At 34.5% G+C, this 13,831-nt stretch carries 15 protein-coding genes; 4 read left to right on the top strand and 11 right to left on the bottom strand.

Going from position 1 to position 13,831, the window contains the following annotated elements; genetic code table 11:
- Positions 1-76: 76 nt before the first annotated feature.
- The 3 genes from ACODR7_RS05755 to ACODR7_RS05745 form a co-directional block, all read right to left on the bottom strand.
- Complete coding sequence (locus ACODR7_RS05755) at positions 77-934, bottom strand: helix-turn-helix domain-containing protein (RefSeq protein ID WP_488837937.1); 858 nt, start codon at positions 932-934, stop codon at positions 77-79.
- A gap of 197 nt (positions 935-1,131) precedes the next feature.
- Positions 1,132-1,938, bottom strand: coding sequence for an SMI1/KNR4 family protein (locus ACODR7_RS05750; protein WP_488837936.1), 807 nt, complete (start codon positions 1,936-1,938; stop codon positions 1,132-1,134).
- Positions 1,939-2,467: 529 nt separating this feature from the next.
- Complete coding sequence (locus ACODR7_RS05745) at positions 2,468-2,998, bottom strand: hypothetical protein (RefSeq protein ID WP_488837935.1); 531 nt, start codon at positions 2,996-2,998, stop codon at positions 2,468-2,470.
- A gap of 511 nt (positions 2,999-3,509) precedes the next feature.
- Here ACODR7_RS05745 and ACODR7_RS05740 point away from each other — a divergent pair.
- From ACODR7_RS05740 to dcm, 3 genes are all read left to right on the top strand, one after another.
- Positions 3,510-3,767, top strand: a complete 258-nt coding sequence (locus ACODR7_RS05740; RefSeq protein WP_110367960.1) for an XRE family transcriptional regulator — start codon at positions 3,510-3,512, stop codon at positions 3,765-3,767.
- 203 nt (positions 3,768-3,970) lie between these two features.
- Complete coding sequence (locus tag ACODR7_RS05735; RefSeq protein ID WP_488837934.1) at positions 3,971-4,255, top strand: DUF6471 domain-containing protein; 285 nt, start codon at positions 3,971-3,973, stop codon at positions 4,253-4,255.
- A complete protein-coding gene (gene dcm, locus ACODR7_RS05730; RefSeq protein WP_488837933.1) occupies positions 4,245-5,609 on the top strand; it encodes a DNA (cytosine-5-)-methyltransferase in 1,365 nt (454 codons plus the stop codon). The genes ACODR7_RS05735 and dcm overlap by 11 nt, the downstream gene beginning before the upstream one ends.
- On the opposite strand, the gene ACODR7_RS05725 is transcribed toward dcm, so the two are convergent.
- Positions 5,563-6,507 (bottom strand): DpnII family type II restriction endonuclease, encoded by a 945-nt coding sequence (locus ACODR7_RS05725; protein ID WP_488837932.1) that lies wholly within the window; start codon positions 6,505-6,507, stop codon positions 5,563-5,565. The two genes, dcm and ACODR7_RS05725, sit on opposite strands and share 47 nt — an antisense overlap.
- A gap of 462 nt (positions 6,508-6,969) precedes the next feature.
- Here ACODR7_RS05725 and ACODR7_RS05720 point away from each other — a divergent pair, with 462 nt between their 5' ends.
- On the top strand, positions 6,970-7,194 hold the full coding sequence (locus tag ACODR7_RS05720; RefSeq protein WP_488837931.1) for a hypothetical protein: 225 nt from the start codon (positions 6,970-6,972) through the stop codon (positions 7,192-7,194).
- A 28-nt stretch (positions 7,195-7,222) separates the two neighbouring features.
- On the opposite strand, the gene groL is transcribed toward ACODR7_RS05720, so the two are convergent.
- The 7 genes from groL to ACODR7_RS05685 form a co-directional block, all read right to left on the bottom strand.
- Positions 7,223-8,848: a chaperonin GroEL gene (gene groL / locus ACODR7_RS05715; protein ID WP_076597731.1), complete on the bottom strand. Its 1,626-nt coding sequence runs from the start codon at positions 8,846-8,848 to the stop codon at positions 7,223-7,225.
- 55 nt (positions 8,849-8,903) lie between these two features.
- Complete coding sequence (locus ACODR7_RS05710; protein WP_488837930.1) at positions 8,904-9,263, bottom strand: four helix bundle protein; 360 nt, start codon at positions 9,261-9,263, stop codon at positions 8,904-8,906.
- Between the two features lie 34 nt (positions 9,264-9,297).
- On the bottom strand, positions 9,298-9,576 hold the full coding sequence (locus ACODR7_RS05705; RefSeq protein ID WP_076597733.1) for a co-chaperone GroES: 279 nt from the start codon (positions 9,574-9,576) through the stop codon (positions 9,298-9,300).
- 115 nt (positions 9,577-9,691) lie between these two features.
- Positions 9,692-10,483, bottom strand: a complete 792-nt coding sequence (locus tag ACODR7_RS05700) for a TerC family protein (RefSeq protein WP_488837929.1) — start codon at positions 10,481-10,483, stop codon at positions 9,692-9,694.
- Positions 10,470-11,669 (bottom strand): cation:dicarboxylate symporter family transporter, encoded by a 1,200-nt coding sequence (locus ACODR7_RS05695; RefSeq protein WP_488837928.1) that lies wholly within the window; start codon positions 11,667-11,669, stop codon positions 10,470-10,472. Before ACODR7_RS05695 ends, ACODR7_RS05700 begins: the two co-directional genes overlap by 14 nt.
- A 45-nt stretch (positions 11,670-11,714) precedes the next feature.
- The gene (locus ACODR7_RS05690; RefSeq protein ID WP_488837927.1) at positions 11,715-13,001 is read right to left on the bottom strand and encodes a CitMHS family transporter; all 1,287 of its coding nucleotides are present in this window, start codon (positions 12,999-13,001) and stop codon (positions 11,715-11,717) included.
- 24 nt (positions 13,002-13,025) lie between these two features.
- Positions 13,026-13,721 carry a DUF2490 domain-containing protein gene (locus ACODR7_RS05685; protein WP_488837926.1) on the bottom strand — a complete coding sequence of 232 codons (696 nt, stop codon included), beginning with the start codon at positions 13,719-13,721 and terminating at the stop codon, positions 13,026-13,028.
- Between the last annotated feature and the right edge of the window lie 110 nt (positions 13,722-13,831).

The following is a 13,831-nucleotide window of genomic DNA, read 5'->3' as shown; positions in this document are numbered from 1 at the left end:
TTTTTAAATTACAGTACAAAAATATGGGGTGCTTAGTCAATTGTATTTTCAGGTTTTACGGAATCAGTTTCACTTTTTACTGATTGCGGAAAACTGAAGGTGTAATACCTGTTTCTTTTTTGAAAAACCGGGTAAAGTAAGATGCCGAATCAAAACCAAGTTCATAACCAATTTCGCTTACAGATTTGGTTGTTTGTCGCAGTTGGTTTTTCGCAAGTTGAAGGATGTGTTGATTAAGGTGTTCCTGTGGCGAATTGCTCGTAAACTGTTTTATCAGGTCGCCAAAATAATTGGTAGAAAGATTGGCCTTATTAGCAAAATATTGAACCGATGGCAATTTGATTTCATTCTCATTTTCAAAGTAGTTTTCCAGATTTTCGTAAAAATCCGCAACTACTTTATTGTAAATATTGCCACGAGTTTCAAACTGCCGTTTGTAAAAGGTATGGATGTAAGATAGAATCAACGAAGCATAGGACAATAAGATGTCTTGGGAAAATGAATCTTGTGAATAGATTTTATAGGCCTTTGCGAACAAGTCTAAAAGTTCTTTTTCCTCGTCTTTTGTAAGAAAAAGTGCTTCGTGATTTGTATAATTTAGAAAGGAATATTCTTTAGCGAAACGCTTAAAGAGTTTTGTATCCAGTAAAATATGATAGCCGTTTATTTGACTTTCAATATTCCATTCCAGAGTGTTTTGCGGTTGGTCGAAGTATACATACGAATCGGCTTTATCATATTTGGATTGTCCTACATTCTTGCTTTTGTCGTAACCACATTTTATTGCCAACAAATAAAAATCGATATTGATTGGTTTTGACTGCTGACGCATTTTCTGTTCAGCTCCATATTGGGTAAAGTGGATATGCTTGTTTTTGGGTGGTTCCAAATTCAAGTAGGAAAGAAATTCTGTTATGTTATACGTTTTGTTCAAAATTTTTTTAATGCAAAATTATATGTTTCCGTTTTCAATAGATTTTCAATATTACAGAAAGGCTTTCAATTTTTACAGATTTTGTATAAATTATTGCCAAACGGTTCACAGTTTGGCGATGTGGAGGATTTTTAGCACAAAACTTAAATAGAATTCCTCCAGCCCTGCTTTTGGCAATGCTATGTTGTCTGTAGTTTTTATTTAAAGAGATTAAAAAATTTCTCTAACAGTGTTTGTTTTTTTTCAGAATTGTACTCTTTTGCTTTACTACCTTCAATAATAGTTTTTCCTTCTTGTTTATTACTTTGTTTAGATTTATTATCATTCAATATTTCGGCAAAAGCATTTTTATTAGGTAAATAATAATCAAGAAAATATTGGTTTAGCTGATTAACTAAACAATTTTCAGTTTTATTATCATCAATTTTTTCTTTTATTTGATTTAGACCTTTGGCCCAGGAAATATATTTATTCCGAATGTATTTTTCAGTATCTTTTATTTTACTTGAAACAAAATGAAAAGACGCTGTGTGATTTTGTAATGTCTGTCTAAAAAACACATTCATTAAGTCTGTAAATGATTTTGTTCTGATTGATAAATTCTCTCCATCTTTTTCGTTCCAATACTCACTCATAATCCAAACCGGAGGGTTTTCATTTTCCGTAAAAATTATAGATATATAATCATTTCTTCTTTCTGAAATTACTAAAAATTCATTTTCTAATTTCAAAGAATTATTGCTAAATACTTCACTTGCAAATTCATTAATATAATCTAAATCTTCAAATGCCATATTTTCAGCATCCATAAATTCAAATAAAAATTTTTTGCCAATACTTCGCAAAAATTCTTCATATGCAAGTGGAAAGTTCTCTTTTTTAGATTTTATACTCTCTATTTCTTCCTCTGTACAACCAAGAAGTCCTTTACCTTTATCAATATTAAGAATTGTTAGATAATATTTTAAAGTGTCAAAATATTCTTTGTATGAATTTTGTTTCAATTTTCTAATTTTGTGTAAAATTACAGACAAATAAAAATGGCTTTGCAGTTTTAGAGCTTTGAAAACCAGATTTTTATATTAAAAACGGCGTAGCAAAAAAACATTTTCTTTTGGTGAAATTAATAAAAAAATCAAAAACAAAAATGGTTCTTTGCGGATTACTTTTACGAAAATTTAAATCCTGCTTCCGCATGACTCCTTTCGTATAGTTTATAATAGTATACATTAAAGATTCTATTAATATAAAAAAAGCTGCACGATATTATCGTGCGGTAACCATAAAACAAAAAAACCGCCCTACAAAGTAGAACGGGTAGTATATTAATTTGCCTCGGTCGCTGACCGTTACATCATTCCTTGTATTCCGCCATCCATTGGTATGGCTGGCTCGTCCTTTTTCACTTCAGTGATTACCCATCTGTTGTTAAAAGTATTCCGCATACAGAATCTGCATATCTTAAGAAGTTGAGTTTAAATCAGATCTGATCCGAATACCGTCAAAACCATTTTCAATTTAATTTTTAAAGCTTTACTGTTTTCCTCTTCTTTCAAGAATAAGGTATGCTGCATCCAGCATTTTGGTCAGATGGAGGTACGGACTGATGATATTCCTTTCCGGCAGGTTGTGGTAAACCCTGAGGGAGAAATAAACCATCCCGGACAAAAAATAATTAAATTCCTGTACGCTGTATTCTCTGAATGCTTTTTTAAAGACCAGCAGAGGATTTTGGTATTCTTTCTCAGACAGCAAGCCAAGAAATGGAGGATAGACCTCTTCAACATGAATATTGAAGGTCTGTTTCTTTTCTTTCAGTGCCATGAGATAGCCTGCCTGTACAAACGATTGCATACACTGGTGAAAGTGATAGATAACGGACGGATCTTCGTTGATCCGGCTATTTCTTTTTATGGCATGATTCATAATGCTGTTGAGTTTCTTTTTGGAGGTTTCCAGATCATTGAACTGGAAGAAGGTCTCCATCCGCTGTAAGCCGCCATGCTTTTTTCGGCTTTTCCCGGGGTGGGGTTGAGGTTGAATATCTGCTTTGGCTTTTGTCATGTTTTTGTGTTTTTTTACTGGTTGTAAAGGAGGAAGCCCCGGCAATGCCTGAACTTCCTGCCCATACGAACCAAGGGTAATATGATAGAATTTGTGTTTTTCTGAAAGCCCGAAAGCCGCAATGGATTGTACACTCCATTGTACCGTATCATGATACTTTATGTGGTAAAGCGGGCTTAGAAAAAGATGATTGTAGAAAAGCAGAACAGCATGAAAATAAAAACGGCATGAGACTCTACAATATCCAACTTGAGGTACTGGTATACCTGTACACGGATAAGAGAGCCCACGCCTAGGTCGTGAGCTGTTTACTTATCCTCTCGTGTACTTTTAAATTACCAGTTTTCAAGTTGAGATTCTAAGCAATAGCTTCTATATTTCTTTGAAGTATCGCAAAATTACATCTTCGGATGTAATGTTTAGACAAATATAATAAAAATATTTAAATATTACCGAATTCGGTAATGGTAATTTATGCCAATAATTACAATTTGCACTAAACAGTGCGATTATGAACGAGTTTAAGACTGATGAAATCAAAAGAATGGTCTCAGAAAAAATAAAAGAAATAAAAGGAGAAACTCCTTATTCTAAGGTTTCTGAAAGATGTAATGTTACTGCTGCAAGAATCAGTGATGTTGCTAATAACAAGATCGATTGTCAACTCAGTACTTTCATTGAAATTGCAACCGGATTAAGAATACATCCAAAGGAATTATTTGATATCGTTTTTGATTTTGAAGAATATTATTCTGAATTAGATAAATAAAACAAGCTCCGAAGTATGAAGACTTCGGAGCTTGTTTTATGGAAAGATGAGGGGGCTTTGCGGAGTTAGAGAAGATTAAAGAATTGAAAACCTTTAATTTATACATAATTAATTTTATTAGAATTGTATTTTTATTATTTTTAAACAATTATTTGCATATATGATAATTTTTGTTGAATATTGCAAAATCAAAATTTGTATTTATGACAAATTGGAATGACATAGCAAAGAGATTATTAAAGTCGGAATTAGTAAAGCGTGGTATTTCAAATAATGATTTGGCTTTAATGCTAAATGAGGTTGGAATTGATGAAACTAAAGCTAGTATTGATAGTAAAATAAGCAGAGGAACTTTTAGTGCTTGCTTTCTTTTGCAGTGTCTAACCGTTATTGGTTGTTATAAAATAGAAATTAATGATTTTGAAAGTCAATTATTAATGATAGCCGAACCTAGTGAACCCTATAAAATTCTCAAAAATGAAAAATAATACAGTAAAATTTATTGATTTGTTTGCAGGCCTTGGAGGTATAAGATTAGGGTTTGAAAATGCATTTAAAAAGAATGGTATTGAAACAGAATGTGTGATGACTTCTGAAATAAAACCTTATGCTATTAAAACTCTAAAAAATAATTTTAATCACGATTTTTTTGCTGGTGATATTTTTGATATCGAGAATAGTTCTATTCCAGATTTTGATTTTTTATTGGGTGGGTTTCCTTGTCAGCCTTTTAGCTCAGGAGGCAAACGTCAGGGATTTATGGACACAAGGGGGACTTTATTCTTTGAAATCGAACGAATATTGAGAGAAAAAAAACCATATGGTTTTATATTAGAAAATGTTGAAGGTTTAGTAAAACATGATTTAGAGGATAAGACAGATAAAATAGGCCGAACTTTAAAGACAATCTTATATACTTTAGAAAAAGAATTAGGATATAAAACAAGTTGGAAAGTTTTTGATAGTTTAGAGTTTGGATTACCTCAATCTAGAAAACGTATTTTTATTGTTGGGACTAAAGATGAAGTGATTGATTTAAGAGGAAATGAGCCTAAATTTCAATTGTTAAAGGATATTTTAGAAACAGGGTTGCCAACCTTAAAATCTGATTTTATAGATAAATTATTATCCCATTTTTCAATTGAAGATTTATATGGGAAATCAATAAAAGATAAAAGAGGAGGAGATAATAATATTCATAGCTGGGACATTGAAATCAAAGGATCTGTGTCTAAAGAACAAGCTGAAATACTTAATCAGCTATTCAAGCAAAGAAGGAAAAAACAATGGGCTGAAGAGATCGGAATTGATTGGATGGATGGGATGCCACTAACTTTAAATCAAATAAATACATTTATAAAATTACCTGCTGCTGAATTAAAATCTTTATTAGATGATTTAAGTAATAAAGGGTATTTGAAAATAGAACATCCCAAAAAACTTGTAAAGACAGTTGCTCCCAATGGGGTTACAACTCATCGTGAATATGATACGTCAAAGCCTAAAGGATATAATATTGTAACTGGGAAATTAAGCTTTGAAGTAAATAAAGTGTTAGATCCAAATGATATTGCTCCAACTTTGGTAGCTACAGATGTTTCTAGATTAGCCGTTCCTGATGGGAATGGTTTACGTAGATTGACAATTCGTGAAGGTTTGAGATTATTTGGTTATCCTGAATGGTATGAAATTCCTACTAAAGAATATGATGCATTTGATTTATTAGGAAACACGGTTGCTGTTCCAGTAGTTGACTTTGTGGCAAGCCAAATGGTTCACCCTTATTTAAATTACCTTACAGTTGAGGGTAATAATGATTTAATACTTCATCAAGAACATTAAGATTTTTTTGATTAAATACAAAGTTACTTGCATCATAAATTCTATGCAGATCATTTTGTCTTCCTACCCAACCAAAACCATCACAATAATTTAGCATTAAAATTTTATTGTTACGATGATTGGCATTATGTCTCATTAATTGGCTATAAAATTCGACTAGCTGATCGGCACGTTTTGATTGGCCACTACCAGTTGTTATATTGTAAGAAGACTCAATGAGTATAATTGGTGAATCTACAGAGGGAATAAGGAAGTCAATGTTTTTATTTAATAAAGGAAATTCTTTTTGTATATCATATGTGAGCCTGTTATTAATATTAGTCTTATAGTTGTCAAGTTTATTCTTGATTATACTTTCTACATGAGCTCCGACTTCATTCGAATATTTACCTTGTATCTCATTATCGTTTAAAATACGCTCTACATAACTAAATTCTCCTAAATCTAAGATAAATTCAGGGATTAAAAGCTTGAAATTCCTCATGTAATATAATGGAATTTCTTGGCCAACTCTTGAATTTCTCCCATTTATAAAAAAATCAATTAATAAATTTCTAAATGTAGCGTCTAAGATGATATTTCTACTAATTTTTTTGATATCCCATTCGGATCTAAATTCTTCATTATAATACCTATATCTTATTAAAGAAACAACTCTTTTTAGTCGCTCTTCTGATAAGCCTATTAACGAGACTAAAGCTTTTAATTTTATTAAGGCGGTAAATTCTGTATTAGTAGTTAAAAAATCTGTGAGTTGGTCTGCATTAGAAAATTGTGTCGAATTCTGATTAATAAATCTTGTTAAAGGCTCAATAGATAGGAGAAAATTATTGTCAAAATTATTATCTATCATAAAAGACATACTATTTTTCCAGTTTTCAAAAGAAATTTTATTCATGTTTAATATAAGCTATTATAGTTTCTTAATTTTTATAAGATGATATATAAATCATTCTACTAGGATCTTTAAAAATAGACCTTAATTTGATTTTAAAAAGATCTCTGTTTTTTTATGGACTAAAATTATTAAAATATAAGGAGTTAAATGCATAATTAAGAATTAAAATATCCTAAATTTCAAACTTTATAGAGTTTTTTATTATTTAAATTTATTCAAACAAAAAAACACTCTAAAAAACAGAGAGGCTATTATCTTAATTTACCTAGGGTACTTAAGTTGTGTTTTCAAATTTGAATAATTTAAATTTAATTTTTAGTTTATATATATTATTTACTGTTTTAATTACATTTTACTAAATTAAAATATTTTAAAATCACTTCCTTACGGAAAACCATAAAAAACCGCCCTATAAAAGCAGAGCGGTTAGTATATTAATTTGTCTCAGCGACACGCTGTTACATGATTCCTGGCATTTCACCCATTGGCATAGCTGGTTCAGCGCGCTTCACTTCAGTGATTACACATTCAGTGGTAAGAAGCATTCCAGATACAGAAGCTGCGTTTTCAAATATATTTCAGCAGATCCTTGTCAAGGTTTTAAGCCTTGACAAGGATGCCAATCCAGGTACCTTTGCCTTAAAATTTACAGATAAAAAAACCGTCCTACAAAAGCAGAACGGTTAGTATATTAAATTGCCTCAGTAGCTGACCGTTACATCATTCCTGGCATTCCACCACCCATTGGCATAGCTGGTTCGTCTTTTTTCACTTCAGTGATCACACATTCAGTAGTTAAAAGCATTCCGGAAACAGAAGCTGCGTTTTCAAGGGCAACTCTTGTTACTTTAGTTGGGTCAATGATTCCTGCTTCAAGCATGTTTACATACTCGTCAGTTTTTGCATTGTATCCGAAGTCTCCTGAACCTTCTGCTACTTTAGCAACGATTACAGAACCTTCACCACCTGCATTGGCAACGATTTGTCTTAATGGCTCTTCAATCGCTCTTTTCACGATTTTGATCCCTGTATTTTCGTCAGAGTTAGCACCAGAAAGGCTTTCCAGAGATTTAATTGCTCTTACTAAAGCAACACCACCACCTGCAACAATACCTTCTTCTACAGCTGCTCTTGTAGCGTGTAGGGCATCATCTACTCTGTCTTTTTTCTCTTTCATTTCCACTTCAGAAGCAGCACCTACGTAAAGTACGGCAACACCACCAGCTAACTTAGCTAATCTTTCCTGAAGTTTCTCTCTGTCGTAGTCAGAAGTTGTAGTTTCCATCTGAGCTTTGATCTGAGCTACTCTTCCTTTGATTTTCGCTTCGTCACCACCACCGTTTACAACTGTAGTGTTGTCTTTGTCAATCGTTACTTTCTCAGCAGTTCCAAGCATATCCAAAGAGATGTTTTCCATTGTGAAACCTTGCTCTTCAGAAATCACCTGTCCGCCTGTAAGGATTGCGATATCTTCCAACATTGCTTTTCTTCTGTCTCCGAATCCCGGAGCTTTTACAGCAGCAATTTTAAGAGATCCTCTTAGTTTGTTGACCACCAAAGTAGCTAAAGCTTCTCCTTCCACTTCTTCAGAAATGATTAATAGAGACTTACCACCTTGTGCAATTGGTTCAAGAACCGGTAACAATTCTTTCATTGAAGAAATTTTCTTCTCTACTAAAAGGATATATGGGTTTTCCAGTTCAGCTAACATTTTCTCAGGGTTCGTCACGAAGTAAGGTGACTGGTATCCTCTGTCGAACTGCATACCTTCTACAACATCTACTGTTGTATCGATACCTTTAGCTTCTTCTACAGTGATTACACCTTCTTTTCCAACTTTTCCGAAAGCTTCAGCGATTAAAGCACCGATTGTTTCGTCATTGTTAGCAGATACGGAAGCTACCTGCTTTACTTTATCTGTAGAATCTCCCACAGCCTGAGACTGTGTTTTAAGGTTTTCAACAACAGCAGTTACTGCTTTGTCGATTCCTCTTTTAAGATCCATTGGGTTAGCACCCGCAGCTACGTTCTTAAGACCTTCTCTTACGATAGCCTGTGCCAATACAGTAGCGGTAGTAGTACCGTCTCCTGCAATATCATTAGTTTTGGAAGCCACTTCTTTTACCATCTGCGCTCCCATATTTTCTACTCTGTCTTCAAGTTCGATTTCTTTTGCAACAGACACACCATCCTTAGTTACGTGTGGAGCACCGAAAGATTTTTCGATTACTACGTTTCTTCCCTTAGGACCTAAAGTTACTTTTACTGCATTAGCCAATGCATCAACTCCTCTTTTTAGAGCGTCTCTTGATTCAATATCGAATTTTATTTCTTTTGCCATAATTTTAAGCTTTAGGCTATAGGCTTTAAGCAATAAGCTTTTTTACCTTTAGCAATTAATTATTATTTAATAATTTTTTTCTGAGTTGTATAAGTTTTTGTCTGATTAAATTCAGTGTTGCATTAAGATTTGCTATTTTATCTTCAGAAGTGAATCCTAAATCACAAGAAAGTAAAAGAAGGTATTCCGTTTCATTTGTGGAACCTATACTTATTTCTAAAAATCTTGCGAATTCTTTGTCTGTGGATCTTCCACAACCTTCTGCGATATTGGTAGGAATAGAAACTGCTGCTCTTCTTATTTGAGAAGTAAGACCCAAAAGCTCAGATTTAGGAAAATTTTCAGAAATAATATAAATTTCTTTTACCAGTTCATGAGAAATTTTCCAGGTATCATATTTTTTGTAGTCTCTCATTGCCTACTGCTTATAGCTTAATGCTTACTGCATTTTACCCAATGATTCCCAATAAATCTCCTTCCTTTACAATTAAGTAATCTTTCCCTTCCAATTTTAATTCGGAACCTGAATATTTTCCATAAAGAACTTTGTCACCTACCTGAACTGTTGTAGGCTCATCTTTTTTACCGGGACCTACTGCCACTACAGTACCTTCTTGCGGCTTTTCCTTTGCAGTATCCGGGATGATAATACCTGAAGCTGTTTTAGTTTCTGCTGCGATTGGCTCTACCAGAACTCTGTCTGCCAATGGTTTAAAGTTTACTGACATAATATTATTTATTTTTTAATTATTCTGTCTTCTAATTGTCTAAATGTATGCCATAAGACACTGCTGGCTGAAATGGCAGATTTTTATTTGTGAATGTGAAAATTTGGCAGAAAAATTATTTCTTGCGGGCTGGGAATCCGAAAAAATAACTCGTTGCTACGGGCACTATAAACAAAAGAACGGTAATAGCGGAAACTAAAATTTCCATAGTATGGCTGGCTAAAAAATGAGCAAATACCGTAGCAGGGTAGAAGTGCTCATATAAAGACAAACTTAGTTTAATTCCTAAAATAGCAATCACAATAAAAGCGGCCGTTTCCAGGAAAGGAAAAACCTGCATGAGACGAACAAACCACTGCGCGATAAATCTCATCGCTAAAATTCCTATAAAAACTCCTAATGTAATCAAAAGTAAGTTATCTGAAAAAGCGACTGCCGCAAAAACATTATCTATTGAAAAAGCAAGATCCATTACTTCCACAATGGCAACCGTTGCCCAGAATTGTCCCAGCAGCCCGGTCGAATTTTTATACAGCCAGCTGGATTCTTTATCAGGATTTTCCTCTGTATTTTCTTCATCATTTGTGTTTTTTATTTTTTTGATAAACCAGTCAGCAGAAATATAGATCAGGTACAATCCTCCCAATGGTTTCAGCCACCATACGGAAATCAGTACAGATGCAAAAATAAGAGCCAGCCCACGAAATACATAAGCTCCAAGGATTCCGTATTTCAGGGCTTTTTTTCTTTGATGTTCGGGCAGATCCATGACGATGGTTGCCAGTACTGCAGCGTTGTCTACGGATAGCAGGCTTTCGATCAGGATAAGATTGCCGATAATAGCGATGGATTTTGCCGGGTTTTCTAATAGGTCATTGAAAAGGTAGGTGAAATCAGGAAACATCATTTTTTAAAGAAATAGAATTTTGATTTAGTTTTGAAATAATGGCTGCAGAAACTGAAATACCTATGAAATTAGTAACCGATCTTGCTTCGTTCATAAAACGGTCTATACTGTACAACAGTGCAAGATCTGTGGTAGGAATTTTTCCAAACCTGCTTAGGGTAAACATCAGTGCAAGGAAGCCTGATCCTGGTACTCCGGAAGCTGTTTTGGAAGCAATGGAAATGGTGATAAAAAGCCAGAAATAATCCATTGGCACAAGAGGAATATTATATAGCTGAACGAGAAAAATACATGAAATAGAAAGATAAATACAGGCGCCTGCCAGATTAAAATTGTATCCGAGAGGAATAATAAGACGAAGAACCTTCCGGTCATAGCCTTGTGATTCCATTTTGTCAAAGATCATTGGGAAGGCCGTTTTTGAAGAAGAAGTGGCGACCACAAGAATAATTTCTTCTTTGATGCTGATTAAAAAATCCCAAAGATTAATTTTAAAGTAAGCCGTTATAACCCCTAATATCCCGAAAATAAAAAATACACTGGTAAGATATACTGTGGCGACAATTTTACTTAATGGCAGCAGGGTATTAATTCCATAGACGGAAATTCCGTAGGCGATATTAGAGAAAATGACGACCGGAAGAAACAGATACACATATTTGATGAGCCTGAAAAACAGATTTCTTCCGGCGTCTAAAGCCTTAAAGATATTATTTCTTTTCTTTGAAATACCAATCAGGATACCTGCAGTTATTGAGATTAAAAGAAAAAGGATATAGTTGCTAATACGTAAAGGATTTGTAAACCTTTCCGGAAGCGCTTTATGGGAAGAAATAATAATCCCCGTATCGGCTCCCGGCTTTAAAAGAAGACCTGACCCGATTCCCAATAGAATACTTATGGATGTGATGATTACAAAATACAGAACCATCTGGATTACAATTTTAAAAGCATTTTTAGTGCTGAAAATATAGCTTACCCCATACGTTACTGCAATGAAGATAACAGGAATAATCAAAACTTCAAGAAGCATAAAAAAGTAACTGCTTACCTTTTCCAGCTGTTTACTGACTTCCGGAAAATAATAACCGGTTAATGCTCCACAGATAATGGCTGTGAACACATAAAGCGTAAGGTTTCTTAGATAAGAATCGGTAAATGTTTTTTGCTTGACAGTTTTCATCATTCATATTTTATAGATGATAAGATTACGATATTCAAAGATATAACCTTATATAATACCAAGAATCAAAGCACTCAGCAACATTACAATGGATGATCCGATAGCCCATTTTAAGGTGAATTTCAGGTGGTCAGAGAATTCAACACCCGCCAGAGAAACCAGCAGATAAGTAGAGGGAACCAAAGGACTTAATAAATGAGATGCCTGTCCCACAAGGCTTGCGCGTCCCAAAATATCCGGAGGAATGTTCAGCTGGCTGCCCGTTGCTGTGATTACGGGTAATATTCCAAAATAATAGGCATCATTGGTAAGGAAAAAGGTAAGCGGAACACTGAATATAGCAGTAATAACATTCAGATAGCCACCCCATGTTTTAGGAACAATACTGATAATACTGTTTCCCATAGCATTCATAATTCCTGTACCATTCATAATTCCTGTAAAAATTCCTGCTCCGAAGATCATTCCCGCTACAGATAATGCATTCCCTGCATGTTTTGAAATGATTTTCTGCTGGTCTTTCAGTTTCGGATAATTGATCAATGAAGCGATACAGAAGGCGATCATAAAGGCAATTCCCAAAGGAATAATATCAAGAATCATTACACAAAGCAGAACAATAGTCAGGATCAGATTGATAACAATAAGTTTCGGACGTCTTAGTGCAGGATCATTTTCACCAGCAATATCCTGCCCGCTGTATTTTGTATATTTTCCATGTTTGCTGATTCTTTTTTTCTCCCTTACTCCTAAAATATAGGCAACAAAAAATACCCATACCAACCCGATCAGCATAACCGGAATCATAGGAACAAATATTTCAGTATGTCCCAGTTTTAGAGAACTCATTACTCTCGCAGTAGGGCCTCCCCATGGCAAAATATTCATAATTCCGCCTGCCAGCATGATAATACAGGTCAGAACCAAAGGGTTCATTCCCTGTTTTTTGTAAAGCGGAAGCAGTGCCGCCACTACAATAATGTAAGTGGAAGAGCCGTCGCCATCCAAAGAAACTAAAGTGGTGAGAAGGGCGGTTCCTACGGTTGTTTTTACAGGATTATCTCCTACAGCTTTTAATATTGCATTCACGAGCGGCTCAAAAAGACCGGTATCAATCATCAGACTGAAGTAAAGGATGGCAAAAATCAGCATAACCCCCGTAAGTGCTATTTCTTTGACACCATTTTTTATCATATCTCCAAGCTCAGGCCCGAATCCTGCCACTACGGCTATAAGAACGGGTACTAGAACTAAAGCGGTAAGCGGAGTCATCTTTTTGTTCATGATGAGAATCATGAAGATGAAAATCATTAAAAAACCAAGAAATGTAAGCATTGTTTTGTATAAATATTAGTGAGGTTATTGTTGTTTCTTCTTTCTCCAGTCAAAATTATTTCTGAAGCCTATAAACCCGTAATTACTCGTTTTTTGGGTTTCCAGCTGATTGATAAAGGCAAGTTCCAAAGCAGAATTTTTCCCTAATTTTATTCCAAGGCCTGCGGTAATACGATTGCTGTCGAAGGGTTCTAGCTTATCAACATTCATTCTTATTTCATTTTTAAGAATACCGTAGAGTTTTTCCTTTTCCCCTTTTTTATTGAAAGGAATGCGGACAGAGATCAGATACCGGATTCTTACCTCAAATTCATCAGGATTGCTGATAAAACGCTCTTCCACTCTAAGGCGGTTGGAGATGGAGGTTCTCCCGATATAATAATCAGCAGTTACCTGTTGGAAAGGTCTTTTTTCATACCGTATTTTTTTAGAATCGTCGGCATTATAGGATTCGAGGATCAGAAACATGGCTCCTGCGGCAGGTCTTATATTTTCTGCCACTTCATAATCTACATAGGCATTCACTAGGAAAAGTCTTGTGTCATAGGCCAGATCGAAGGAACGGTATTGAGTAAGCGCAGTTAATGTACTCTTGTCGGTTAGCTTTGCCGACATCAGGTACTGAAACCACATATTGTAGTTATCTTTACTCTGGCTGTGCAAAAGGCCACTGAGCATGCAAAATGATAAAATAAGCGTTAATTGTATATTAAGTTTCATGTAATATTTGATTAATATTGCGGTTTCTCAAATATATTTATTCGAAAGAGCGGGCCTGGATTTTTTCAATCAATGACAGTTTTTCTCAACGAACTGCATTTTGAGACAAA

The organism is Chryseobacterium sp. FG46 (assembly GCF_057809135.1).
Note: the sequence above shows the minus strand (reverse complement) of the source record. Positions and strands in the feature narration are given on the sequence as shown.